Raw genomic sequence first — 24,072 nt, 5'->3', positions numbered from 1 at the left:
AGCTCATTTGGCTCACTTGGCTCACTTGCGTGCCCAGTCCCGCCGGTACGCCGTCCAGTCCCCCTCCGTCGCCGCGAAGTCCACGTACAGGGCCACCCCGAAGTTCGCCCGGTCCGCGTCCGTGCGGGACAGCCCGAGGCGGACGCCACGGACGGCGGCGGGCACGGTCTCGGCGTGCGCCCAGTGGCCGAACCGGTTCTCGTGGTAGAAGGGCAGGCCCATCAGCAGATCGGTGCCGGCGGGGGTGGCCTCCAGGGCGAGGGAGGTCTGCTGGGCCACGTATCCGCCGTAGGTGCTCTCCAGCGGCTGCATGGTGTCGTACGACATGACGGCGATCTGGTCGACGCGGCGCGCGACCTCGCCGAAGAAGGCCTGCGACCACCACTTGGGGTGCCCGGCGACGGTCCCCCAGAAGGAGTGGAAGCCGGGCAGCGGGTCGATCTGGTGCGCCGCGACCGAGAGTTGGGCGCCCTGCGCCGCGGTGACGGCGTGCAGGGCGTCGAGCAGACGGAGATAGTCGCGGTCGCCGGAGTGCAGGGGCTCCAGGTCGAAATGGGCGCCCTCGAAGCCGACGGCGAGGATCGCACGGGCGGACCGTACGACGTTGGCACGCGTCCCGTCGTCCTCCAGCCGCATGCCGGTCGGGCCCTCGGTGGCGAGCACGTCACCGAGCCACGCCTGCACCCGCACCCCGGGCATCTCCCGGTGCACGGCCTCGATGAACCAGCGGGCGCGCGGATACGCCGACCCGGGCAGCGTCCCGTCGTGCTCCAGGGGCCCGGAATGCACGTACAGGTCCCGGATCCCGGTCTGCCCCAGCCGCCGCGCCAGCGCCTTCACGTCGGCGTCCTTCTTCCGCCCGTCCACCCAGGCGTGGCCCAGCCAGATCGCGTCCTTGCCGCGGGTGAGGGTGCCGTCGGCGAGGTCTCCGGCGTAGTTGATCCGGAGGGCGACCTGCGTCCCGAGCACGGGGAGGATGACGGCCAGCACGAGCGCGAGGAGCGTACGGAGGGTCCAGCGGAGCCGGCGGGGGCGGCGGGGGGTGGGGGTGGGGTCGGCGGGGGTGGCTTCGGCGTCGGTGCCTTCGGGGGTGGTGCCTTCAGGGGCAGCGTCTTCCGGGTCGTGGCCCGTGGGGGTGGTGTCGGTGACGTCCCTCTCCCCGTCGTTCCCGGACCGTATCGAGGACCGCTCCACCCCGTGCCCCTCCCCGTGCGCGTGCTGTCCCCCCGTCCCCGCGTCGGGCGCATCCCGCTCGCGCCACCGCAGAAGCGGCCATACGCTCCGAAATGTGACGTCGTCCCTGTTCCGTGCCCGGTCGCGGCGCGCCGGGTCCCAGGTACCCGTGCGGGTGGCGCACGCCGTGCTGAGTGGCGCGGCCGGGGCCGTGTGGCTGCTGTTGCCAGGGATGACGACGAACACCGGCGTTCCGGTTGCAGCATCGCGATCATCGGCTTCGGCACCGACTCCGGTACCGGTACCGGAGTCGGTATCGGTACCGGCACGGGTTACGACCTCCCCACAGGCCGCCCCCGGCGACGACGAGACCTCAGGCACCAACCTCATCCTCCCCGTGACACTGGTGGGCGCGGCGGCCGTGCTGGCGGCCTACGGCTACACACGCCGGGTCCGCCGCACCCGTACCCGCACCACCCCGGCCGCACCCGGCTCCCCCGGTCCCCTCACCGCCGCGGACGAACTCGCCGACCTGGACGAGCGGTCGCGTGCCGCCCTGGTCGAGACCGACACCCGCCGGCACGGCGCCCGGGGCGAACTCGCCCTCGCCCGGACCAGCCTCGACCCGGCGGCCGTGGAGCCCCTTGCGGAGGCGGTCCGGGCGGCCGAGGCCGAGCTGACGGCCGCGTTCCGGATCCGGCAGCGCTACGACGAGGGCGTCCCCGGGGAGGACGCCGCCCGCAGGCACGCGCTCGCCGGGGTGATCGGCCGCTGCCAGGAGGCCGCGCGCCGCCTGGACGCCGAGGCGGCGGCGCTGCGCGAGCTGTGGGACGCGGCGGACACTCCGGGCGGCGGGGCGCTGCCGGTCGCCGAGGCCCGCTTCCGGGAACTGGCCGCCCGCACGGCGACCGCCCAGGCCACGCTCACCGACCTGCACGAGCGGTACGCGCCGACCGCGAGCACCTTCGCCACCGGGTACGTCGAACTGGCCAAGGACCGCCTGGTGTCGGCGACGACCAGCCTCAACCAGAGTCATCAGGAAGCCGATTCGGGCCGACCCGAGGAAGCCGCCGGGCATCTGCGTGCCGCCGAGGACGCCGTCGCCCAGGCCGGCGTGTTCATCGACGGCGTCGACCGCCTCGCCGCCCACCTCGACGAGACGGCCCGCCTGATCCCCGCCACCCTCACGGGCGCCGAAGCCGCGCTGGCGGAGCTGCGCACCCCTCTGCTCCGTGAAGGCGAGACCTACTCACAGCTCCTGCACGCCGACGCCGTACTGGCTTCGGTGCGGCGTGAGTTGACGTCCGGGCATCCGTACGACCCGGCAGACGCGCTGCGCCGCATCGTACGGGCGCTGTTCCCACCCACCGGTAGCCGGTCCGGGGTCCTGACCGCTGCGGCCACGCTCGTCGCGCGGGGCAGCACGGCCGCTGCCCGGGAATTCGTCGTCACCCATGGCGGCACGGTGGACGTCACGGCTCGAACCCGGCTCGTGGAGGCGGAACACCTGCTCATGACGGACCCGGTACGTGCCGATGAACTGGCTTGCAAGGCACTTGAGTTGGCGGAGCGGGACGCGAGGCTGCACGGAGCGGTCCTGTAGCGGTCCAGTGATGATTCCGGCACCCCCCGGCCGGGCGTTTGTATGATGATTCGTCATTGGCGAGCGTCAATACGGGAGTCGAGACGGACCTACGGGGGTGGGTGACGCGTGATCCAGCCGGAGAAGATTCCGCAGTTCACGGGTGATGTCGACCAGTTGGAGCTGGACTACGCGAGCCTGAAGACGGATGCGGGCAATGTCCGCACCACGGGTGGTGACGTCCACTCCAAGTTCCAGGGGCTGTCGGCGTTCTACCACGCCCCGGAAGCCGAGCAGCTCTTCGCCACCACCAAGCCGGTGCAGGAACGCGCGAACGACTTCGCGACCGACCTGGAGACCGTCTCCTCGGCCCTCTCCTCCTACGCCACCGAGATCCGTCCGCTGGTGCAGAACCTGAAGGATCTGAAGCTGAAGGCCCAGACGTTCGTCGCGTCGGTGAAGGACGATGACGAGTGGGACTACGACGAGGACAAGGTCGAGGAGCACAACCAGCTCCGGGACGACATCACGGCGACGGTGGCGGCGTTCTGGGCGGCGGAGCGGACCTGCCACAACAAGATCACCGGGATCTGGGGCGGGACCCAGATGGTGGCGGGGGACGGGTCGGAGCGCAAGGACCAGTACGGCTTCAACGCCGAGGACATGAAGAACGCCAAGCTTCCCTGGGGTGACCCGGTGGAGGAGCGGCACCACTGGTACGAGGCCGGGCACTGGATCAAGTCCTTTGTCTGGGACGGCCTGATCGTGGACGGGATCTGGGGCACGATCAAGGGCCTGGGCACGCTGGTGGGCTTCGGTGGCTGGGAGGCGATGGGCCAGGCGTGGAAGGGCCTCGCCCAGCTCGCCACCGGCCTGGCGATCAGCGCCATTCCGGGTGTGGGGACGGCGTTCTGGCTGCTGCCGGACGACAAGCTGCCGTCCTGGATCCGTGACTCACGTACGGCGATGAAGGAGACCGGCAAGGCGCTGGTGGCGTGGGACGAGTGGGGCAAGAACCCCGGCCGCGCCGCCGGCGCCGTCACCTTCAACGTGCTGACGACCGTGTTCACGGGCGGCGCGGGCGCCGGGGTCTCGGGTGCGGGCAAGGCGGGCGCGGTCGCCAAGGTGCTCTCGGCTGCGGGCAAGGCAGGCAAGGTCATCGACCCGATGACGTATGTCGCCAAGGGCGCGGGCGCGGGTCTGTCGAAGATCGGTGACATCAGCGCCGCGCTCAAGGGCGTCGGCAACATCGAGATCCCGAAGCTGCCGGACAACGCGATCACGCTGCCCGAGGGTGCGTTCAAGCTGCCCGACGGCACGGTGCACCTGCCCGAGGGCACGGCGGTCCCGGAGGGCGCGACGAAACTGCCCGACGGGAACATCAAGCTGCCCGACGATGTGCCGGCGGTGCCGGAGGGCTCGGTCAAGCTGCCCACGGACGAGGGCGCTCCGGCGCGGTACTACGACCCGGCCGGCAACCTCCTCGACGAGCGGGGCAATGTCCTGCAGAAGGCCCCCGACGCCCCGGGCGACGCGGCGGGCCGGCCCGGCACGGGTACTCCGCCTGCCGGTTCGGACCTGCCCCGGGTCGACTCGCCGGTGAGGGAACCGGCGATGGCGGGCGCGGCCGCGCACACTCCCGAGCCCGTGCAGCACGTCAACCTGGGCAGCAGCCTGGACGACGTGGGCCGACTCGGCGAGGACGTCCCCACGTCCCCTGCCGTCCACGCCGGCGGCGACCTGCCGGGCACCGGCATCGGCCTGGGCGACAACCTCCCCGGCGGCGGCGTCGGCGACCACCTGCCGACCAACAGCCTGGACGAGCGCCTCCCCACGGGCACGGACAACGCGGTCCCCGGCCCCCGCACGGGCGGCGACCACCTGCCCGGCGGTCATGCCGACGATGCCGCAACCCCCGCCCGCGACGTCCCGGGCGGCACCGGCGACACCTCCCTGCCGGGCCACGGCGGCGCCGAACCGCCCACAGGGGGCGCCTCGGACGACCTGGGGGGCCTCGGCGACGACGCCTTGGACCAAATGGACGGACTGGGCGACGACGCGCTGGACCACGCGGACGACACGACCACGCCCGACCACGCATCTGATGAGGCGTCCAGCCGTAGCGATCACAACGGTGCCCAGGAACTCTCCGCCGCAGAACGCAAGCAGATCCAGGAAGGGCACGTCTGGAAGGCCAACAACGACCCGGCATGGTTCCAGGAACATTACGACGAGATCGGCCGACGCAAGAACGCCGAACGCATCGTCGACGGGGCCGAGCTGCCCATACTGAAGAAAGACGCCAACAACAACTGGATCGCCAAACACGACCTGCCGAGCGGACCCTCGGAGACGAAGTTCAAGCCGACTCCTCTCGGCCCGGAGACAGTCCCTGAGCACAACGTTCCGAAGCTCGACGAGGCGGCTCGGAACCGCAGGCTGTCCGTTGACCTGCTCAATGCCGAGCGGGCATTCGAGGAAACGCCGTCGGCCGCCAACGCGGAGGCCCTGGCCAGGGCACAGCAGGCTTACGACAAGCACCTCCCCGGGGTTCCCAACAACAGCAAGCTGTCCGAGCAACTCGGTGAAGCTGCAGCACGGCACCACGTCATCCCGAAGGAGTTCCCGACCGCCGAGCGCCTCGAACTCCCGAAGACGCCGAACGGCGCCAACATGTTCGATGATGTGTACAAGCTCGGCGACGACGGCAACTACCTCATCGTGGAGGCCAAGGCCCCGTCGGGCGACCTGGACTGGCGCCAGGGCAAGGCCGACCCTGACCCGTCGGACCCCGCAGCCCATGACGGGGGAGCCCAGGGCATGCGGGTCAAGCAGGGCACAAAGCCCTACGTACGCACCATCCTCGCGGAAATGACCAGTCGGGGTGGAAGAGACGCTGAGATCGCCGCGGACATCCGGGCCGCGCTGCGGGACGGCAAGGTGCAGTACGTTCTGGTGAAGGCGGTGGACAACCCGGGTCACGCCTACGCCGGTGCCGTCATGGAGCATTTGAAGATCTGACCGAGGAGAGCAAGTGGTCACCCGCATCCCCCGCCATGCATTCCGCACCGACAACGCAGCTGAACTCATCGCGCCGATCGCCAAGAGCACGAAGGACGTCCTCGACCACATCGAGACGTCGGAGGACGACCGTTACGACGCGCTGACGGCTTCCCTCACTCTGGCGAAATGGCGCTGTCTGACGGACCCGACGGCAGGGGAGTTCCCGAGCTGGGAGGCATGGGTCACCGCCATGCAGGTCGGTAGCGGACTGTTCGCCGCGGGAACAGCCGCTGAGGGCCCCGTGCCGTGCCGGATCGGCAGCACGGGCGAGGTGAAGAACCTTCCCGTGACCGGCCCCCAGGACTATCTGCACGCCGGGAACTGGCTGACCTCCTTCTACCTGGCGGTGATCTGCCGGGAGAACGACCGGGTCGATCGGCTGGCGCAGGTACCGGTCGCCTTCCTGCGTGAATCCGGCGCGGAATTCGACGATTACATCTACGCCTGGGTAGAGACACTTCAACATCTCTGGTTCGGCCGGCAGGCCGCCTGGGACACCCTGGTGACCGCGATCGACGGCACGGCGCCCGAGGCCGCGCAGATCGCCGGTCCGGAGTTGATGCTCAAGATCCTCTACCCGCCGATCGAGCTCTTCCACCGCTACCTGCGCCGGGAGGCCGAGCAGTTCAACACGGCGCTGGTCGACGCTCTCACCTGGCACAAGGAGTACTGGACGGCCAACGAGGCACGCTCCCGGAGCGGCGAGGGCCTCGTGGCCCTCGGCCCCCTCGCCATCGCCTGCATGGCGTACGACGCCGACCTTCCCGTCGAGGTGGAGTCCGAGTACATCCCGAGGGCCCTGCTGAAGCGCTCCTGGGTCGGCGAGTACGACACGTGATCGCCTCCATCGAGCGTCTGGAAGAGGCGCCCGGGATGATCGACGGCGCTCTCAGTACGCCGATGCCGGAAGCCGGCTCGCCATCGTCTGCCGCGACCGGAAACGGATGCCCCAGCGGCTGCCGGCTCCCCCTCGACCGCCTGCGCTCACCCGAAGGCTCGTACGTCGAGTACACGTACCACTGGTGGGCGCGCTCCGGGCAAACCGGCTGCAGCGCCCGGAACTCGTGGGCCTGATCGTCGCGACCTCGGGGTGGGAACCTTTGACGGCAGCGACCAGTTCGTCCACGGGCCGGAGGAGGGCCGCTGTGGTCACGACCGTTCCCCGACACAAGTACTCCACGGACGACGTGCCGGACACCCTCGACGCTCTCGGCGAGACCGCGGACTGGATTCTCGACGAGTTCGCCGACTCGGCGGTGCTGCGTCCCCAGGCACTGAGCACGGCACTCACCCTGGCGCAACAACGCTGTGCCGTTGACCCACAGGCCGTGAAGTTCGAGACGTGGGAGGCTTGGGTGACGGCCATGCAAACCGGGTCCGCGCTCTTTGCCGCCGCCGTGGCCCCGGAGGGCACTCGCGTAACCTGCCGGGTCAAGGACCGGGAGCGCACACTCCCCGCGACCGGCCCCGAGTCCCATCTGAACGCGGGAACCTGGGTGACTTCCTTCTACCTCGCGATGATCTGCCGCGACAACGATCGACTGCGCCAGTTGGCCGAGGTACCCGTTTCGTTGCTGCGTGACTCCGGAGCGGTGTTCGACGAGTACATCTACCCCTGGGTAGAGACGCTGCAGAGCTTCTGGCTCGGTCGTCAAGATGTCGGCGACAAGCTCGTCGCGGCAGTCGACGGAACCTCCCCGGAGGCTCTGCGGTACGCCGACGCCGACTTGATGGCAAAGGTCCTTTATCCGCCTCTGATCGTGTTCTACCGCGTCATCCGCCGAGACGCCGCGGAGTTCAACAAGGCGCTGGCTGACGCGGTGCGCTGGCACAAGGCGTACTGGACCGCCGACGAAGATCGCGCGAACCACGCCGACGGGCTCGTCGCCCTCGGACCGCTGGCGATGGCCTGCCTCGCCCGGGACCAGGGCATTTCCGTCGAGGTCGAGTCCGAGTACCTGCCCAGGGCTCTTCTGGAGTACGCCTGGATCGGCGAGATCGAGTACTGAACCTGCCGAGAGGACCCGGGACGGCATGACCCGGCCGACTGGCAAGGGTTCCTCCTGAGGGACCCAGTGCCGGGGTCACGGCGCATACGTCTCTCGCGCCGGAGCCCTGGGGCCTGTACCGGGGCCCTGGGTCAGAACAGACTCAGCAGCGCCTCCGCCGGATCCGTCAGGCCCGTCTCGCCGTCGGGCAGGGGGAGTTCCCTGGGGTGACCCGGTGGAGGAGCGGCACCACTGGTACGAGGCCGGTCACTGGATCAAGTCCTTTGTCTGGGACGGCCTGATCGTGGACGGGATCTGGGGCACGATCAAGGGCCTGGGCACGCTGGTGGGCTTCGGCGGCTGGGAGGCGATGGGCCAGGCGTGGAAGGGCCTGGCGCAGCTCGCGACCGGTCTGGCGATCAGCGCGATCCCGGGTGTGGGCACGATGTTCTGGGCCCTGCCGGATGACAAGCTGCCGTCCTGGATCCGTGACTCACGTACGGCGATGAAGGAGACCGGCAAGGCGCTGGTGGCGTGGGACGAGTGGGGCAAGAACCCGGGCCGGGCGGCCGGAGCGGTCACCTTCAACGTGCTGACGACCGTGTTCACGGGCGGCGCCGGTGCCGGGGTCTCGGGTGCGGGCAAGGCGGGCGCGGTCGCCAAGGTGCTCTCCGCGGCGGGCAAGGCGGGCAAGGTCATCGACCCGATGACGTATGTCGCCAAGGGCGCGGGCGCGGGTCTGTCGAAGATCGGTGACATCAGCGCCGCGCTCAAGGGCGTCGGCAACATCGAGATCCCGAAGCTGCCGGATGACGCGATCACGCTGCCCGAGGGTGCGTTCAAGCTGCCCGACGGCACGGTGCACCTGCCCGAGGGCACGGCGGTCCCGGAGGGCGCGACGAAACTGCCCGACGGGAACATCAAGCTGCCCGACGATGTGCCGGCGGTGCCGGAGGGTTCGGTCAAGCTGCCCACCGAGGAGGGCGCGCCGGCGCGGTACTACGACCCGGCCGGCAACCTCCTCGACGAGCGGGGCAACGTCCTGCAGAAGGCCCCCGACGCCCCGGGCGAGGCGGCCGGCCGGCCCGGCACGGACACCCCTCCGGCCGGCTCGGACCTGCCCCGGGTCGATGCCCCGGTCAAGGAACCGGCCATGGCAGGCGCGGCCCCGCCTGCCGCCGAGGCCGTGCAGCACGTCAACCTGGGCAGCAGCCTGGACGACGTGGGCCGACTCGGCGAGGACGTCCCCACGAGCCCCGGCGCCCACGCGGGCAGCGACCTGCCCACCGTCCACGCCGGCGGCGACCTGCCGAGCCCCGGCACCGGTTTGGGCGACCAACTGCCCGGTGGATCGGCTCACGAGCACGGTCCCGGTCCGTCGGTCGGCCACAGATCGCCGACCAACAACACCGCTGGCCACACAGACGGCCCAGCACATGGCCAGGCCGATGGCACAGGCGAAGGCCAGGGCGGCGAGACTTCGACCGGTCACGGCGACACCGCCGGTCAGACTGACGGCCCTGGAGTCGGCGGTGGGCATGACCAGGTGAACGTGTCCGAGCCGAATGGGCCGACAACGGAATCACCCGTTGAAGGTTCCGCATCGCCGTCGGAGCCATCAACGGGTGGGACGGAACCGCCGCTCGATGCACAGTTCGTCGATGACCGCATCAAGGAACTTGACGACAGGCAGGGCGGGGAAGGACATGCGCCTGGACGCCACTTGTATCCGGACGAGCAAGCGCTGCAGGACCGGTTGGGCACGGCGAAGCTCGATGCCTCGGGCAACCCGCAGATGTACGGCCCGAACTCGGCCAATGCAGGGCATGTGAAGTCGGAGAACAACGTCGATCCACTCACGGGTACGACAGTCGACGGGGTACACGGCGGCACGCACCGCGTGGGGCCATACGCCACCAGGTTCGACAACGCCGAAGACATGGTGCGGGCCGACCAGTACTTCCGCGATGAGATTGCGCGTACCGGTGAGCCCCCGGACGCGGATGTGCCGATCGAAGACCTGCTCGGGCCCGAAGGCCACAAGCGCTTCACCGGGTTCTATCGAAACCCGGCGAACCTGAACGAGTTCCTGCCCGTAGACTTCGAGGGCGGTGGCATCCGGCCGGTCTATCGCATGGAGGATGGCGACTGGAAGCTCATAACCATGTACGCCAATCCTGCACCAGGCCGTCACCCGTGACCGAGGTTGAATCTGTGAATCGAGAACTCGAAAAATTCATCAAGGTATACCTGAATGCGGAACAGGCCTATGACACCACGGGCTACCTTCGGCCCACGTTGCATGCCTTCAAGGAGGAGTATGTCAACGGTGTCCGAACGGGACTGGAGACAGCGTTGAGGACGAGGGAAATATCACCCGCAGATTATGAGCACCTCACGGACATTGAGTTCGACAATGAGGATGACTTGTACGAGTACCTGCGCGATTTGTATCAATATTTGTTTGAGGGTCGGGATCGACAGCCCATTCCGCCGAATTAGGGGACATTCTTGCCACCTACGCCGGTGTATCCGGCAAGGTCAGGGAAGACGCTTCCCCTGAGATGCGCGTTATGACCCGAACCCCGACATGGCGGAGGCCTGGATTCGACTGAGGTCGGGCAAGCACAATGAGTCCGACCTGCTCTTGCTCGAGCATTAACTCGCGGAACACCGGTATTACCAGACCCATCCAGGCTCCACGTATGCTGAGGCGCACGCCGCAGCGACAGAGGTCGCGGACTGGGCGAGCAACGTGGCACCACCCGGGCGCGAGAGTTATACGTGGGAAAAGTAACCGATGGCTTTGTACGCGCAGATCGAAAAGATCCAGGAAGACGATCACCAAGTTCGGTACAGGTACACGGATATTTCCGGCCGGGAGCGCATTCTGCTACTCGACAAGGATTCCGAGACGACTTCCGCCGAAGACGGAGCGGAGGACATGCTGTACCGGGCGGTGGCCAGGAAGGTCGCTGTGGCATGGCTTCGCGACGGCACGGCTCCCGATAAGCTGCTGGTGCAGTCCTGAAGCTGTGTCACGGTGGGACCTGAAGTGATCGAGGATCGTTCACGTGCGCGGCTCGACCGGATCCGGGTCATCGACTGGGGTGACGACTCGGCCGCGTATGAGCATGCGAATTCGCGTGCGTTGCTCATACGGGAGTAGCTGCGTCGCTCGGCGGCCTGGGCCCGGGCGTACGGCCCCGACGCGGCACGGGGGCTTCCCACGCAGCAGCCCGCGAGGCATCGTGCGGCGTCGAACCGACGAGGACCGGACGTACGACGAAGCCTTCACCCGGAACCTCCGCTGGGAGCCGACCGAGTACCTGCGACGCTACGAGCTCGGGCACAACTAGATCGATCACGTCACGATCTCGGAGATCGAAGCGGCACGGTTCATCGAGAACGCCGGCCGAAGGATGACAAGCGGCGGCTCGCTGTAGGGGCGGTCTCGGGCGACGACCTCGTCCTCTACGGGGCCGCAGCCGGGAAGGTTGCCCTGGCATGGGTTCGGGGCGGCGAGGCTCCCGAAAAGGCTCTTGTTGCGTCCTGAAACGGCGAGTTGAGCCGAGGCTTCATGTCCAGCACGGCCCTGCTGCATCTGCGGGCCCGGCGTCCGGTCCCGGCCCTTGCCGTCAGAACAGACTCAGCAGCGCCTCCGCCGGATCCGTCAGGCCCGTCTCGCCGTCGGGCAGGGGGAGTTCGAACCAGACCGTCTTGCCGCGGGGGGTGCGGCGGGAGCCCCAGGCCGCGGAGAGGAGGCCGACGAGCTGGAGGCCGCGGCCGCCCTCGTCGGTGTCGCGGGCGCGGCGGCGGCGCGGCTGGACGAGGCCGGCGTCCCAGACCTCGCAGACCAGGGTGCGGTCCAGCAGGAGCCGCAGGCGGATGTCGCCCTCGCCGTAGCGCAGGGCGTTGGTGACGAGTTCGCTGACGAGGAGTTCGGTGGTGTCGACGAGCGCGTCCATGTCCCAGCTGAGCAGTTGGGCACGGGCGTACTCGCGGGCACGGCCCACGCTGCGCGGCTCGCGCGGCAGGGTCCAGTCGCCGACCGAGTCGGCGGGCAGTCCCTGGACGCGGGCCATCAGCAGGGCGATGTCGTCCTCGCCGTGGTGGGTGTCGAGGGTGTTGAGGACGTGGTCGCAGACGTCCTCCAGCGGGCGGGCGGGGTCGGTGAGCGCCCCGACGAACGCTTGCAGGCCCTCGTCGAGGGGGTGGTCGCGGGACTCGACCAGGCCGTCGGTGTAGAGGGCGAGCAGCGCGCCCTCGGGGAGTTCGACCTCCACCTCCTCGAAGGGTTCCCCGCCGACGCCGAGCGGCATGCCGGGCGGCACGTCCAGCATCAGCGCCGGTTCGCCGGGTTCGACCAGGACCGGCGGGAGATGGCCGGCGTTGGCGAAGGTGCAGCGGCGGGTGACGGAGTCGTAGACGGCGTACACGCAGGTCGCCAGGTACACCTCCGAGAGGTCGGCCTCGCGGGGGCGGCGGGCCGCCCGGGTGGCCTGCTGGACGCCGCCGGGGGTGCCCAGCCCGCGGGCGATCTCGTCCAGCGCGGACAGCACCTCGGCCGGTTCCAGGTCCAGCAGCGCCAGGGTGCGTACGGCGGTGCGGAGTTCGCCCATGGCCACCGCGGCGCGCAGGCCGCGGCCCATCACGTCGCCCACCACGAGCGCCGTGCGGTGGCCGGGCAGTTCGATGACGTCGAACCAGTCGCCGCCGACCTCGCTGGGCCGCCCGGTGGAGACGTTCCCGGGCAGGTAGCGGCAGGCGATGTCCAGGCCGGAGGCGACCGGGTCACCCGGCGGCAGCAGGGACCGTTGCAGTATCAGCGCCCGCTCGTGCTCGCGCCGGTACAGCCGGGCGTTGTCGATGCACACGGCGGCCCGCGCGGCCAGCTCCACCGCCAGGTCCCGGTCGCGGTCGCCGAACGGCTCGCTTCCCTTGGTCCGGGAGAACCGCGCCAGTCCCACGACGGTGTCGTGGGCGACCATCGGCACGGCGAGCGTGGACTGCACCAGGCCGCCGTCCTCGCCGGGGACGGTCTGCGGGCGCGCGGTGCGCAGGGCCGCGGCGGAGGGCGAGTTGAAGGGGAAGTGGTGCACGGCGCCGACCGGGACGGGGGTGTCGGCGCCGGCGAGGGGCACGTCGGAGACGGCGGAGGAGAAGGCGACCCGGCGCACCTCGGCGCTGCCGTCGGCGAGTCCGGGCGGGGTCTCGTCGCCGGCGAGCAGACCTTGGTAGAGGTCGACGGTGGCGAGGTCGCAGAAGCCGGGGACGACGACGCCGAGGAGTTCGCGGGCGGTGGTCTCCAGGTCGAGGCTGTTCCCTATGCGGGCGCCCGCCTCGTTGAGAAGGGCGAGATTGCGCCGTGCGGCGGCGGCCTCGCGGGCGGCGGCGCGGCGGGCGGTGATGTCGAGGCCCAGCCAGGCGATACCGATGGGACGGCCGCTGCCGCTGTGCACGCGGTAGAGGTTGATGGACCAGTGGCGGCGTTCGTCGGAGCCGGGTACGTACCCGGTGACGTGCATGTCCGTGACGGAGTCGCCCGTCTCCAGCACTCTGCGCAGCACCGCCGAGACGCGTTCGGCCTCGGACCGGGGCAGATAGTCGTGGACGCCCCTGCCGCGGTGGTCGTCGGGAGTGCCGCCGAAGATGGAGGCGAACCGCCGGTTGGCCCGGCGGACTCTGAGGTCGGGGTCGATCAGCAGGAACCCGAACGGAGATTGACCGAAAATGGCCTGCGAGGCGGCCAGGTCGGTCTCGATGCTGCGTAGGGTGCGCACGTCGACGACGATGCACACGGCGGCGTGGTCGCCGTCCTGGGTACGGGTCGGCATGACGTAGACCTCGGCAAGGCCTTCCTCGCCGCGCCCGCCGCCGACGGTGTCGGGCACCCGGAAGGGGACGACGCCGGTCCACTCCCGTCCGTCGAGGATCTCGGCCATCTTGCGCTGGCCGCGGTCGCGCAGGTCGGGGTCGACGAACGCCTCGATGGGGTCCATGCCGACGGCCCGTTCGGCCGGGACACCGAAGATCTGCTCGGCGCGCAGGCTCCACTGGTCGACCAGACCGTCGGCGCCGATGGAGAAGGACGCGACCTTGATGTAGTCGTAGATCGAGCCGGGCGGACTGCTCTGCCAGACGGCCTCACCGGGTGTCGTCCCGTCGGCGGCGAACGCGCGCGCGGCCTCGGCCGCGGGTCCGCCCGCGGACTTCGCCCTCGCGCCCTCCGACGAGTCCTCGGACTCCGTGGCCTTCGCTGGTATCTCGCTCACGCGAACCGTCCCCTCCAGCTCACCGCGTCCGGCACCGGTCACCGGAGGCGGCTGCCCGCAGTATCCAGCACTACGGCGCCGCACGACACGGTGTTCACGATCACAGCACGGTCCAGGCGTTTTTTGGACCGTCCTGCCAGAACACTTCCACTCTTCTAACCAGCAGACACGTCGTCGAATCACACACTCGGACACGTGTGGTCGGCGGAGTGCCGGCGGAGTGCGGCGACCCGGCGGAGAGTCGGGCCGCGTCCGCCCCGATCGGGCCGTGCGGGAGCGGGATTTCAGCCCGGCAGGACGAGCTCGAACCACACCGTCTTCCCGGTGTCATCGAGCCGGCTGCCCCAGCGGCGGGAGGCGGACGCCACGAGTTGGAGTCCGCGTCCGCTCTCGTCGTCCGGCCGGGCCTCGCGCTCGCGGGGCGGCTCCGGCAGCGGGTCGGAGACCTCGACCAGCAGGATGTCCCCGAGTCCGGACCGGGGCGCCGGGCGGATCAGGCGGACGCCGATGGGGCCGGTGGCGTGCCGCAGCGCGTTGGTGACGAGTTCGCTGACCAGCAGGGCGGCGGTGTCGCTGACCCCGTCCAGGTGCCAGGTGCCCAGCTGGCGGCGGACGACGGCCCGGGCGGTGCGTACGGCGCCGGGGTCCGCGGGGAAGCTCCACTCGGCGCGGTCGCCTTCGGTGTCGCTCACGCCGATCACTTCCTGGGCCTACGAGGCGCCCCCATGTCCGATTTCGTGGGGTTAATGGCCACATACCCGGTATAGCGAGGCGAGTACCGCGCCACAGGGCGCACCGTGGCACGAACGGCGCATGGCGAGCCCCGCTGGTCCGCCGGCCGGAGCGTCCTATCGCCTCGGGGGGTGCGCCTGCCGTGCGGCCCGGAGTTCGGCGTGCTCCCCGTGGTCCCACCGGTCGGCGACCCGGCGGACGGCGGGTACGTCCTGGTCGAGCCAGTCGACGTCCCAGATCCGGTCGCGGGTGAGCCAGCGCAGTGCGTCGTGGTCCTCCAGGGGCTGCGGGGCGGCGGAGCCGGGGCGCAGCCGGGCGGTCCAGGCCCACAGGACGTAGGGCTCCCGCAGCGGCCACTGACCGGGGACCCGCTCAACGGCCTCGGCGTCGACGCCCAGTTCCTCCCGCAGCTCACGCTCCAGGGCCGCCTCGGGCCGCTCGCCGGGCTCCACCTTTCCACCGGGCAGCTCCCAGCGGCCCGCGAGGTCGGCGGGTGCGCTGCGGCGCGCCGCGAGCAGTCGGCCCCCGTCGAACAGGGCGGCCCCCACCACCACGATGCGTTCCGTCATGGAGCCGGAGCCTACGGGACGGCCGGGCCGGGCCGTCCCGGGCGCCGCCTCGGCCCCGCCGGCCGGGGGCCGAAGGGTCGGGTCGGGCGAGCGGTCAAGCCGGGCGAGCCGGGGGCCGCCGGGAGCGCGGTCACCGCCCGGAGCGCGGTCGGCCTCGGCGGGCCATGCGTGATCGGCAGCGCGGCGATCGGTCGCCCGCCGGTCGGCCGCGCCGGCGATCGGGCACCGGTGATCGGTCACCGGTGAGTCGGGGTCAGGCCGCGGTCCGCTCCGTCAGTTGCGGGTGTTGTCCGCGTTCTGGGCGCCCGCTCGGGTCTGGCCCATCCGTTCGACCCAGTAGAGCTGTTTGTGGCCACGGCGGTCGAGGCTGTCCGCGATCTTCTGGGCCTCGGCACGGGTCGCGTAGCGGCCCACGCGGTAGCGATTGCCGTTGTCGTCCTGGCGTATGACGAGCCAGGGAAGTGAGGTGCCGTCACTCATTGCGCCCCTCGCCCCCTCCCTGCTCCGGCCCGCTCGGAAGTAGCCCGCACCCCGCCGTCTAAGGAAACCGCAATCCGCATATGCCCGAGCGTACGCCTTACCTTTACGCACCGAACACGCCTTTTCACGAAGAGGTACGCAACCAGCCAGAACGCAGGGGGCGCACGGGAGGAAACGCGCCGTGCACCGAGGGAGACGCCTCCGGTCGGGGGCGTGCCGGGCAGAGTGCGGGCGACCTGCGGGAACCGTCGGAAACGACTGGAATCCACCGGCTGGAAGAGGACGGTGAGGCACCGTTCGGCGGAGGCGGCCGCCCCGAAGGTCGTGCGCCTGTGCGCGGCGTACGCGCCGCGCGGACGGGTCCGGCCGTGCCACCCGCTCTCATCTCACGGGCAGGTGGTATGCCACCCGGTACCGGTCCGCCGGGATCACCACGTCGGCGGTCTCCACCGCGCGCCCGGAGGCGTAATAGGTGCGCTGGACGACGAGCACGACGTGACCCGGGACGCCTCCCAGGGCGAGGAGTTCCTCGGCGAGGCCGGGACGGGCCCCGACCTCCTCGGTGACGTTGTCCACGATCACGTCGATGGCGCGCATGCGCTCGACGACGCCCATGCCGCCGAGCGGGCCCTCCTCGGGCAGCATCACGGGTGTACGGCCGGTGACGGAGAGGGGCTCCCAGGAGGTGGAGAGCATCATCGCCTCGCCGGCCTCCCGGAACACGTATTTCGTGCACATGACACGATCACCCGGTTCGATACCGAGCCGCTCGGCGATCTGGACGCTCGCCGGAGTCTGCTCGCTGCCGGACTCCCAGGTGCCGCGCGCCTCGGCGTCGGCCTGCTCCTGCCGGAAGGGGGTGGCGCCGCCCGCCGGGCGGAACCCGGACCGCGCGACGCGGCGCGGCACGGGCCGCTCCCGGACGTACGTCCCGGACCCGGAGCGGCCCTCGACCAGCCCCTCGGCCATCAGTACCTTGCGGGCCTCCAGCGCGACGGTGTCGGAGACGCCGTACTCCTCGCGGATCCGGGCCTGCGACGGGAGGCGGGTGTGCGGGGGCAGTGAACCGTCGACGATCTTCTTGCGGAGATCACCCGCGACCCGCAGGTACGCCGGCTGCTCACCGAATGTCACTGGCCGCTCCCATCAGGTTGTACAGACAGCAACAGCGTGGCAACCGTGGGTTGGGCCGTGCAAGCAAAGGCCAGGGAATCACTCGATGTGATGACTTGTGCCCCGGCCAGCGTTTAAGCAGGCGCACTCACACGTCGAGGCGGTCCTCCGAGTCCCCGGAGTCCCCGCCACCCGAGCCACCGCCGAAGCCGCCGCCGTAGGGCGGGGTGGTGGCCAGACCGAGCGCCTTGCGGACCTCGACCGTCGTGTCGCCGTCCACGTACCCGTAGGCGGTGTCGTAGTGCTCGTAGAAGCTGTCGACTCCGCGCGCGCCGGCGGCCTTGCCCCACTCCGCGGCGGCGTCCCCCATGTCCTCGATCAGGGCGTCGACGGATCCCTGGACCGCCGACGGCCAGGTACGCGCGCGCAGCACCTCCGCCTCCGCCGCCATCCTGCCCTGCATGTCCCGGGCCCACTCCTGGTTGACCTTCAGGTCGTCCTCGGCGAGGTCCTCGGGCTCCTCCGCGAGCACGTCGTCGACCTTGGCCATCGTGGCCAGGAAGAGCATCTGGTCGGCGTCGAGGGTGGTCGCGTCGGCGCGCAGCGAGCCGGTGAGCGCGTCCGCTTCGGAGCCGGAGGTGAAGACGCAGGTGATCTCGTGGTCGCCGTACTCCCAGCTGTCGCTGGTGGGCCACAGGTAGGAGACCTCGACGTTCTCGGGGACCGCCCAGGGGTCCATGGCGTAGGCGGCGCTCAGCTCCGAGCACTTGTCGTCACCGATCTCCCACACCCCGCTCCTGCCCGGGTAGGCGGACTGGTCGAGCGGGACGACGGCGAACACCTCGGCGTCGTGCCGGCGGGAGCAGGGCACCTCGTCGACGTAGTCCACGTAGTCGTCGAAGTTCTTGCCGCCGCCGGGCACGTCGAAGCAGTCGCCCTGCTGCAGGGCCGTGACCGATCCGTCGCGGAAGCCCTCCTTGAAGCCCGCCCAGGCGTCGGAGGCCACCCCGGTGGACAGCGAGACGACCCACAGCGCCAGGCCGAGCGCCGACAGCACCGCCCCCGTGATCGCCATCGGCCTGCCGCGCTCGCCGCGCCTGCGGATCTGCACCAGCGCGATCACGCCGAGGACCAGTCCCACGGCGGGCAGGAAACACATCACGCCGAGGACGAGTGCGGCGATGGCGACGCCGTTGACCGCCGGCCGCCGGTTGAACGGGGTGTAACCCTGCGCCCAGGGCTGGTAAGGCGCCGGCGCCCCGTAGGGACCGGGGCCGGGGCCGCCGGGCGGCGGGTAGGCCGCTCCCGGGGGCGGAGGGGCCGGACTGCACGACGGCCCCTGCGGCTGCGACTGCGGCGCCCGGAACGGGTCCTCCGGCTGCTGGGGGTCGGCGGGCGGGGGTATGGACACCGGTACCGGGCTCCTGGTTCGAACAGCGGTGGGCACTGCCGCGGAGACGGGCGTACCGGAACCGATGCGCCGGAACTGGTGTGCGACCTGCGACAGACGACAGGGCGCATGGTAAGCGTGTGACGCGTGGGGCGGGTATGCGGGTCGCGAACACGACGATCCGGGCGGTCGCCGCGCCGGCCACCCAGCCGCCACGCGCCGGGGTGCGACCGCTGCCGGTCCTCCTCCCGTGGCAGCCGCCCTGGACCTGAACGCCTACGAAGTTGAATGAATGCTCACAAAAAGGGCCGAACTCGCCCTCGCGGCAGGAGGGGTCACCGACCCCAGGCCCTGCCGCGAGGACGAGTCCCCCGACCCGGAGGAGCAGCCCCCGGGCGCCGGGTGAGTGTCAGCGGGCGCGGCCGCGCGTCAGAACTGCAGCGCCCAGGCGTCGATGCGGCCGGTGTCCAGCCAGGCGTTGTCACTGACCCGCAGCGTCCACGTGCCGTCGGCGCTCTCCGAGGAGGCGTCGACGGTGTACGTGGTGTCGATGTCGTCGCTGCTGCCGCCGGTCCCGTACGCCTTGAGGGTGTACGCCGTGCCGTCGGGGGCGATCAGCTGGACCCGCAGGTCACCGATGTAGGTGTGCACGATGTGCACCTCCACGGCGAGGTCGGACGGCGCGTTGCCGGAGACACCACTGACGGTGACCGGCGAGTTGGTCGTGGAGTTGTCGCTGATCGCGTAGTCGGTGGTGTTCTCGAAGCGGTCACCGGTGGGCGGCGGGGGCGTCGTGCCGCCGTCGCCGACGTACAGCAGGCGGTTGGGCGAGCCGCTGCCCGGGCTGGAGACGACGCCGCTGGTCGCGGCGGCCACCAGGGCGTCGCTCACCTGGGACGGGGTCGCCGTCGGGTGGTCGGCCAGGTAGAGGGCCGCCGCTCCGGCCACGTGCGGGGTCGCCATCGACGTGCCGGAGATGGTGTTGGTCGCCGTGTCGCTGGAGTTCCACGCGGAGGTGATGGACGAGCCGGGCGCGAACAGGTCGAGGACGGAGCCGTAGTTGGAGTAACCGGCCCGGTAGTCGGACGAGGTGGTGGCGCCGACGGTGATGGCCTCGCTCACGCGCGCGGGCGAGTGGTTGGAGGCGTTGTCGGTCTCGTTGCCGGCGGCCACGGCGAAGGTGACGCCCGCCGCGACGGCGTTGCGGACCGCCGCGTCGAGGGTGCTGTCCACACCACCGCCGAGCGACATGTTCGCGACGGCCGGCTTGACGGCGTTCTGGGCGACCCAGTCGATGCCGGCGACCACCTGGGCGGTGGTGCCCTGCCCGGAGTTGTTCAGCACCCGTACGCCGACGATCTTCGCCTTCTTGGCGACGCCGTAGGAGCCGCCCGCGATGGTGCCGGCGACGTGCGTGCCGTGGCCGTGGCCGTCCTGGGCGGTGTTGTCGTTGTCGACGGCGTCGTAGCCGTAGGAGGCCCGGCCGCCGAAGTCGCTGTGGGTGATGCGTACGCCGGTGTCGATGACGTAGGCGGTCACACCCTGCCCGGCGGAGTCGGGGTAGGTGTACGAGTTGTTGAGCGGCAGCGCCTTCTGATCGATGCGGTCCAGGCCCCATGAGGGCGGGCTGGGCTGGGTGCCGTCGACGTGGAAGAGGCGGTTCTGGACGACGGAGGCGACGGCCGGGTCGGCGGCGAGACGTTTCGCCTCGATCCTGGACGCCTCGATCGCGTAGCCGTTGAGCGCCTTGCGGTAGGTGCGCTCGATCGTGGCGCCGTACTTGGTGGTGACGGCCTGGGCCTGGGCGGTGCCGGCGCGGGTGGCGCCGGGCTTGAACGTCACGATGTAGCTGTCGGCGACCGCGTCGGCGGCGCCCTCGTACTGGATGGTGCCCTGCGGGGCGGCCGTGGCGGGGAGGGCGGAGACGAGACCCGCGGCGAGTACGGCGGTGGCCGCCGCACTGATCGTGGCCATTCTTCGCCTGCTGGAACGCATCACTGCCATCTGAGGGATCCTCCTCAATCGGTGGTGCGCTGGTGGGGAGTGCGCGCGGCACGACCCCGACGGACCGGATGGGCATGCCCATGACAATCGGGGCGGTGCGTGCGTCAGCCGAAAGATTGGGGCTTCCACAGGAATTGCACAAGGGGCCCCGCACGGACGTAACAGGTTGGAAGCGCGACCGACATGACGTGCCGTCATATGCGACGGGGACGGGACCCCGGCCGGTCCCGCCCCCTGGCGCACGCCGTGGCCCGCCGCGCTGGCTCAGGCGGTCGGGACCGCGGAGCGTGACGGGTCCGAGAACGCGGAGCCGGGGACGCGGGGGACGGTGGCCTCGGCCAGCGCAGTGAGGGTCCGGCCGGGGCCGATCTCCATCAGGCGGTCACAGACCAGGTCGGTGGTGAGCGCGCGCAGCGTGTCCGCCCAGCGGACCGGCGCGGTGATCTGACGGCGCAGCAGCTCGGCCCAGTGCGGGCCGCCCCGGTAGGCGCGGGCGTCGGCGCCCGCGACCACCGCCGTGTGGCCCGGCATGAAGCGTGCGGCGGCCAGGACGGCGGCGACCGGCTCGACCGCCTCGGCCATCAGCGGAGTGTGGAAGGCCCCGCCCACCGGCAGCGGCGTCGCCTTCGCCGCCCCGGCCCGCAGCAGCGCCTCGGCGCAGCGCGCCACGTCGGCCGTCCGGCCGGCGATCACCGCCTGGCGCGGCCCGTCGTAGTGGGCGACCCAGGCCTGTCCGCCCCGCGCGTGGGCGTCGTCGACCACCTGCTCCACCCGCGCCGGGTCCAGGCCGGCCACAGTGGTCATCGCGCCCTCGGCCCGTTCGCAGGCCCTCCGCATCGCCGCGCCGCGCACCAGCAGCAGCCGTACCGCGTCCTGCGGGTCCAGTATCCCGGCGGCCACCAGCGCGGCGTACTCCCCCACACCGTGTCCGGCGCACGCTCCGGGGAACGTGGCCAGCGGGTGCTGGTGGCGCAGTTCCGTCAGGGCCACCAGGGCGAGGGTGAAGACGGCCAACTGGGCGTTGTCGGTGCGGCGCAGGGTCGCCGCGTCCGCGTCGAGGAGCAGGTCCGCCACGTCCCGGCCGGCCGCCTCGGCGACCTCCGCCACCACGGACCAGCCGTGACCGCGGGTCCAGGGCAGGCCCATGCCGGGGCGCTGCACTCCCTGGCCGGGGAACATGAGCGCCAGTCGGAGGGTCGTCATCGTCTTCCGTCTCCTTCCTACGGACCGGCGCGCGGCGGGCGAACGCTTCCCGTTCCCGGATATCACCGTCCGGGCCGCTTTTCCGGGGTTTCCCGGACGATGAAACACCACGATCGCGGTTTCGGCGGCCGGCATTCCACTTGAGTGGTGGGCGGATACGCCCAAGGAAGAGGGGCATGTCCCCTTGGTCGATTCCCCCTTGTCGACCGGCTTTTCGAACGCCTAGCTTTGTCGCCGTGAGTCCGGACGGAACACCGGCGGATCGACGGACCGCCGGCCATTCCGCGAGGAATTGCATGCAGGAGCCGGAGCCGGCTCTTCCCGAACGGCCGCCGCACGTCTTCCCCCTCGTGCGGCGGCACCGGCCCCTCCGCTCAGGCGACGGCGTGGGCGAGCAGGAACAGGTGGGCCAGGTGCTGCGTGGTCATGAACACGCGGTACGGGCGCCGGCGGCGGCCGCGCGAGTCGCCGGGACGTGCGGTGAGGACCACCGCGGCCAGCACCACGGCACCGGTGAGCACGACACCGGCGGTCGGCAGCAGTCGCGGCGCCCAGAGCGCCGCACCGGCGGTGAAGCCACCGCCCACCAGGCACGCGCCCAGCGCGGCCAGGCCACGGGTGCGCCGCTCGCCCAGGGTGACCGCCCAGGTGCGGCGGCCGGCGGCGGCGTCGCCGGCGATGTCGGACAGGTCCTTGACGACCGCGCCGACCAGCGCCATCCACAACGACATCGCGGACGCCGTCAGCAGCAGCGCCGGCGAGGTCGGCGAGACGCCGACGGCCAGCGGGCCGGCGCAGTAGGTGAGCAGCCCGGAGCCGAGGACCACGGCCATCGCGGCGGGCGTCCGGTTCTTCCACAGCGTGCGCGGCGCCGAGTACCCGTATCCGAGCCCCAGCAGCGCCACGCACAGCAGCAGCGGGCCGGGCCCCGCGCCGGCCGCGAACACCAGGGCGGCGCAGGCGGCGCACCGCACGACGGCGAGGGCGGTACGGCGGGACAGCCGGCCGCAGGCGATGGGCCGGGTGGAGCCGTTGATCCGGTCCTCGTGGTAGTCGGTGCATCCGTTGTAGAGGTACGTGTAGAGGATCGCGCAGAACCACGCCAGGGAGCCGAGCACTCCTTGGAGCACCGGCCGCGCACCGGCGATCGGGCCCGACCCGATCGCGAGCGCGATGCCGGCGAGATAGCGGAGCTGGAAGGCCGCCAGTACGGCGGGACGGGTTTCCCTCAGGCAGTCGAGCGCCGTTCTGGGAATACCGGATATCAGGTCTCGGGGCGCACCTACGGAGAGTGGCCATGTCGTCACCATCGGCATGTCGAGGAGCCTATGGTTCGCGAACCGCCCTGACTGCTCCGCAAATGTGCCACTCGTACTCCTAAAGTGGTACGCCCCTTCGGAGGCCTCAAGTCCGTTTGCCCCACGCCGAATCCGGGCGGAATCCGAGTCGAATGCGAGGCTCCGTTCCTGGTACGCCGGATCGCCGTCGAAGTGGACCGCTTCCTCTTTTCCCGCGCGCGCTTGGCTGAGGTGCGGCGGTCGCCGGTGTTTCCGGCATCCGCTTCCCGTGACGGGCCGTTGGCAGCCCTGGTCCACTTCGACCCCCGGGAAGCCTCATGCCCACCCTGCTGTCCCCGCGTCCGAGCGCACCGGCGCTCGCGCACGGGGAGATCCATGTCTGGTCCGTTCCTCTCGACCGGGTCCGGCTCGACGCCGACGACTCGGTCCTGTCACCCCATGAGCGCGCGCGAGCGGCGCGGTTCCGGCGGCCCGCCGGCCGCACCCGCTACCGCTCCGCGCATCTGGCGCTGCGCACCCTGCTCGCCGGCTACCTCGGCGTCCCCCCGCACGTGCCCCGGTGGGCCCGCCGCTGCCCCGAGCCGGAGGTGTGCGGCGGCTGCGGTGCCGGGCGGCCCGTGCTGCTGACCGGCCCTTGGCCACAGTTGGAGTTCAGCCTTTCCCACTCCGGAGCGGCCGCCCTGGTGGGCCTCGTACGGGCCCCCGGCACGGTCGGCGTGGACGTCGAACGGGTCCGGCCCGCCTTCGACTGGAGCCGGTTGCCGCAGGTGGGGCCGCAGAGCCGGGTGGCGGGATTCCGTACGTGGACCGCGGTCGAGGCGGTGGGGAAGGCGGCCGGTACCGGCCTGCGCGATCCGGTGTCGGTCGGGCCGCCGCGCACCGGCCGGCCCCGGCGGGCCCGCCGGTCCGGTGACCCCGCGGACTGGTACGTCCACGAGGTGCGATGCCCTGACGGATATGTAGGGTCCGTGGCCACAAGTACTCCTGACGCCGTCGTGAGATCATTTCTGTGGCCGATGTCCGGATCAGGCTCAGGATGCGAGATGGGCGCTTGCTCACATTGACATCCCATAACCACACAGTGATGATCGCAGGGTTGGTTCTGGAGGGGTGGGGGTCCCCGTTGGTGCATTCGGGCTTTACGGAAGCCGGCCGGAGAAGTTCGACAGCCGAAGAACTCCTGGCTCGTTCCAAAGAAATCG

18 protein-coding genes are annotated in these 24,072 nt (G+C 70.9%); 8 read left to right on the top strand and 10 right to left on the bottom strand.

Annotation, left to right across the window (positions count from 1 at the left end):
- Positions 1 to 21: 21 nt before the first annotated feature.
- Entirely contained in the window at positions 22 to 1,194 is a 1,173-nt protein-coding gene (locus ACSLTV_RS22865; protein ID WP_435612796.1) for a hypothetical protein, read from the bottom strand.
- A 376-nt stretch (positions 1,195 to 1,570) separates the two neighbouring features.
- Here ACSLTV_RS22865 and ACSLTV_RS22860 point away from each other — a divergent pair, with 376 nt between their 5' ends.
- From ACSLTV_RS22860 to ACSLTV_RS22830, 7 genes are all read left to right on the top strand, one after another.
- The gene (locus ACSLTV_RS22860; RefSeq protein WP_435612795.1) at positions 1,571 to 2,776 is read left to right on the top strand and encodes a hypothetical protein; all 1,206 of its coding nucleotides are present in this window, start codon (positions 1,571 to 1,573) and stop codon (positions 2,774 to 2,776) included.
- 108 nt (positions 2,777 to 2,884) lie between these two features.
- The gene (locus ACSLTV_RS22855) at positions 2,885 to 5,776 is read left to right on the top strand and encodes a hypothetical protein (RefSeq protein ID WP_435612794.1); all 2,892 of its coding nucleotides are present in this window, start codon (positions 2,885 to 2,887) and stop codon (positions 5,774 to 5,776) included.
- Positions 5,777 to 5,789: 13 nt separating this feature from the next.
- Entirely contained in the window at positions 5,790 to 6,656 is an 867-nt protein-coding gene (locus tag ACSLTV_RS22850; protein ID WP_435612793.1) for an immunity 49 family protein, read from the top strand.
- Between the two features lie 307 nt (positions 6,657 to 6,963).
- A complete protein-coding gene (locus ACSLTV_RS22845; protein WP_432157705.1) occupies positions 6,964 to 7,827 on the top strand; it encodes an immunity 49 family protein in 864 nt (287 codons plus the stop codon).
- A gap of 214 nt (positions 7,828 to 8,041) precedes the next feature.
- Positions 8,042 to 10,006 (top strand): hypothetical protein, encoded by a 1,965-nt coding sequence (locus ACSLTV_RS22840; RefSeq protein WP_435612792.1) that lies wholly within the window; start codon positions 8,042 to 8,044, stop codon positions 10,004 to 10,006.
- The gene (locus ACSLTV_RS22835; protein WP_432138679.1) at positions 10,003 to 10,308 is read left to right on the top strand and encodes a hypothetical protein; all 306 of its coding nucleotides are present in this window, start codon (positions 10,003 to 10,005) and stop codon (positions 10,306 to 10,308) included. The genes ACSLTV_RS22840 and ACSLTV_RS22835 overlap by 4 nt, the downstream gene beginning before the upstream one ends.
- Before the next feature lie 298 nt (positions 10,309 to 10,606).
- On the top strand, positions 10,607 to 10,837 hold the full coding sequence (locus ACSLTV_RS22830) for a hypothetical protein (protein WP_432159241.1): 231 nt from the start codon (positions 10,607 to 10,609) through the stop codon (positions 10,835 to 10,837).
- Positions 10,838 to 11,444: 607 nt separating this feature from the next.
- On the opposite strand, the gene ACSLTV_RS22825 is transcribed toward ACSLTV_RS22830, so the two are convergent.
- The 9 genes from ACSLTV_RS22825 to ACSLTV_RS22785 all read right to left on the bottom strand — a co-directional run bounded on the left by ACSLTV_RS22825 (position 11,445) and on the right by ACSLTV_RS22785 (position 22,888).
- The gene (locus tag ACSLTV_RS22825) at positions 11,445 to 14,081 is read right to left on the bottom strand and encodes a SpoIIE family protein phosphatase (RefSeq protein WP_432139907.1); all 2,637 of its coding nucleotides are present in this window, start codon (positions 14,079 to 14,081) and stop codon (positions 11,445 to 11,447) included.
- Between the two features lie 284 nt (positions 14,082 to 14,365).
- On the bottom strand, positions 14,366 to 14,773 hold the full coding sequence (locus tag ACSLTV_RS22820) for an ATP-binding protein (protein ID WP_432139906.1): 408 nt from the start codon (positions 14,771 to 14,773) through the stop codon (positions 14,366 to 14,368).
- Between the two features lie 156 nt (positions 14,774 to 14,929).
- Complete coding sequence (locus ACSLTV_RS22815; RefSeq protein ID WP_432139905.1) at positions 14,930 to 15,382, bottom strand: (deoxy)nucleoside triphosphate pyrophosphohydrolase; 453 nt, start codon at positions 15,380 to 15,382, stop codon at positions 14,930 to 14,932.
- A 273-nt stretch (positions 15,383 to 15,655) separates the two neighbouring features.
- Positions 15,656 to 15,862 (bottom strand): SPOR domain-containing protein, encoded by a 207-nt coding sequence (locus tag ACSLTV_RS22810; protein WP_432139904.1) that lies wholly within the window; start codon positions 15,860 to 15,862, stop codon positions 15,656 to 15,658.
- 381 nt (positions 15,863 to 16,243) lie between these two features.
- Entirely contained in the window at positions 16,244 to 16,996 is a 753-nt protein-coding gene (locus tag ACSLTV_RS22805; protein WP_432139903.1) for a GntR family transcriptional regulator, read from the bottom strand.
- Between the two features lie 127 nt (positions 16,997 to 17,123).
- On the bottom strand, positions 17,124 to 18,386 hold the full coding sequence (locus tag ACSLTV_RS22800; protein ID WP_435612791.1) for a DUF4190 domain-containing protein: 1,263 nt from the start codon (positions 18,384 to 18,386) through the stop codon (positions 17,124 to 17,126).
- 408 nt (positions 18,387 to 18,794) lie between these two features.
- A complete protein-coding gene (locus ACSLTV_RS22795) occupies positions 18,795 to 20,369 on the bottom strand; it encodes a S8 family peptidase (RefSeq protein WP_432139901.1) in 1,575 nt (524 codons plus the stop codon).
- A 264-nt stretch (positions 20,370 to 20,633) separates the two neighbouring features.
- The gene (locus ACSLTV_RS22790; RefSeq protein ID WP_432139900.1) at positions 20,634 to 21,572 is read right to left on the bottom strand and encodes an ACP S-malonyltransferase; all 939 of its coding nucleotides are present in this window, start codon (positions 21,570 to 21,572) and stop codon (positions 20,634 to 20,636) included.
- A gap of 374 nt (positions 21,573 to 21,946) precedes the next feature.
- Positions 21,947 to 22,888 (bottom strand): UbiA family prenyltransferase, encoded by a 942-nt coding sequence (locus ACSLTV_RS22785; protein WP_432139899.1) that lies wholly within the window; start codon positions 22,886 to 22,888, stop codon positions 21,947 to 21,949.
- A gap of 299 nt (positions 22,889 to 23,187) precedes the next feature.
- Between ACSLTV_RS22785 and ACSLTV_RS22780 the strand changes: the two genes are divergently transcribed.
- Complete coding sequence (locus tag ACSLTV_RS22780; protein ID WP_432139898.1) at positions 23,188 to 23,934, top strand: 4'-phosphopantetheinyl transferase family protein; 747 nt, start codon at positions 23,188 to 23,190, stop codon at positions 23,932 to 23,934.
- Positions 23,935 to 24,072 lie beyond the last annotated feature (138 nt).

It is taken from the genome of Streptomyces sp. bgisy159 (assembly GCF_965341775.1).
Taxonomy (GTDB): domain Bacteria; phylum Actinomycetota; class Actinomycetes; order Streptomycetales; family Streptomycetaceae; genus Streptomyces.
This window is presented reverse-complemented; position numbering and strand designations above follow the sequence as displayed.